The sequence below is a fragment of the Neisseria sp. P0022.S010 genome, assembly GCF_051956635.1.
Genome location: NZ_JBQCXF010000693.1, coordinates 1 through 1,396 on the forward strand (window position 1 = coordinate 1; position 1,396 = coordinate 1,396).

Below are 1,396 nucleotides of genomic sequence, written 5' to 3' on the forward strand. Positions count from 1 at the left end.
TTCCAAAAAGAATTGAAACGCCATTACCCGATGGGCAATCTGTTTGCGCACGTTATCGGTTTTACCAATATCGACGGCAAAGGTCAGGAGGGCTTGGAGCTTTCCCGTGAAGACAGCCTGCGCGGTGAAGATGGCGCGAAAGTCGTATTGCGCGACAACAAAGGCAATATCGTAGACAGCCTCGACTCTCCACGCAACAGCGTGCCTAAAAACGGCCAAGACATGATTTTGTCTTTGGATCAGCGCATTCAGACGCTGGCATATGACGAGTTGAACAAAGCTGTGGCTTATCACAAGGCCAAAGCGGGTACGGTTGTGGTATTGGATGCGCAAACCGGCGAAATTTTGGCTTTGGTCAACAGCCCGGCTTACGATCCGAATCAGCCCGGCCAAGCCAATAGCGAACAGCGCCGCAACCGCGCCGTAACCGACATGATCGAACCTGGTTCTGCCATGAAGCCGTTTACCATTGCCAAAGCGCTGGATTCCGGCAAAGTGGATACGACCGATACATTCAACACCTTGCCTTACAAAATCGGCCCGGCCACCGTACAAGATACCCACGTTTATCCTACTTTGGATGTGCGCGGCATTATGCAAAAATCTTCCAACGTCGGCACCAGTAAACTTTCTGCCATGTTTACGCCTAAAGAAATGTACGATTTCTATCATGATTTGGGTGTGGGCGTGCGCATGCATTCAGGCTTCCCGGGTGAAACGGCAGGTTTGTTGAGAAGCTGGCGCAGATGGCAAAAAATCGAACAGGCAACCATGTCTTTCGGTTATGGCCTGCAATTGAGCCTGTTGCAATTGGCGCGTGCCTATACTGTCTTGACCCATGACGGTGAATTGTTGCCGGTCAGCTTTGAAAAACAAGCGGTTGCACCTAAAGGCAAGCGCGTTATCAAAGCCTCTACCGCAAAAAAAGTGCGTGAGTTGATGGTTTCCGTTACTGAGGCCGGCGGTACCGGTACTGCCGGTGCCGTGGATGGTTTCGACGTAGGTGCGAAAACCGGTACGGCGCGCAAACTGGTCAATGGCCGCTATGTGGACAACAAACACGTCGGTACGTTCATCGGTTTTGCTCCGGCTAAAAATCCACGCGTGATTGTGGCCGTTACCATCGACGAGCCGACTGCAAACGGCTATTACGGCGGCGTGGTTGCGGGTCCTGTATTCAAAGAAGTCATGAGCGGAAGCTTGAACATCTTGGGCGTTTCCCCAACCAAGCCTTTAAGTAATGCCGCTACTGTCAAAGTACCGTCATAATCCAAACAATCAAAGAGATATTGTTTATGTTCAGCAAGTTAACCCCCTTGGCTGAAACCAACTTTCCGCCTCTGCTGTGTGAAAACGCAGCAGGGCGTTTGTTGCATTCAGACAGCCGACAAATTAA

General features: G+C 51.0%; 1 protein-coding gene and 1 pseudogene. Both read left to right on the plus strand.

Annotated elements, in window-relative coordinates:
* The coding region (locus ACTHUT_RS20705) for a peptidoglycan D,D-transpeptidase FtsI family protein (protein ID WP_440419686.1) at nt 1–1,269 on the plus strand (1,269 nt) is incomplete at its 5' end.
* A 26-nt stretch (nt 1,270–1,295) separates the two neighbouring features.
* Nucleotides 1,296–1,396 (plus strand): annotated as a pseudogene (locus ACTHUT_RS20710) (Mur ligase family protein); the annotation flags it as partial.